The sequence below is a fragment of the Bartonella sp. AA86SXKL genome, assembly GCF_042196885.1.
Window position 1 is genome coordinate 529 of the sequence record NZ_JBHIRE010000241.1, and the last position, 278, is coordinate 806.

The window sequence follows — 278 nt, forward strand, 5'->3', positions numbered from 1 at the left end:
TGTGGTTAAAACCGCCATAGCCATTCCAATATTGTAAATCTTTTCCATTAATGGGAAGAGTGGATGATTTTTGTTGACTGATAAGACCAATAGAAACGAAGAGGCTTTGTTCAGTTTGTGTTGATATTTGTCTTCTTTTGTCGTTTAGTTTATCATGAGATCCTTGATGACTATTCCGTGTGACGAGATCAAAATGACTCTCATTAAGTCGTTTGAGCTGTTCAGATAAAGACCCATTTTGAGCATGAAGGATGATACGGGCTGAGGCAAGAAGCACC

The 278-nt window shown here is 38.5% G+C and carries 1 protein-coding gene; it reads right to left on the reverse strand.

Features of this window, described 5'->3' with window-relative positions; genetic code table 11:
* Positions 1 to 278 (reverse strand): hypothetical protein (locus ACFIO5_RS11240; protein ID WP_375705452.1); only part of this gene is annotated, 278 nt, incomplete at both ends.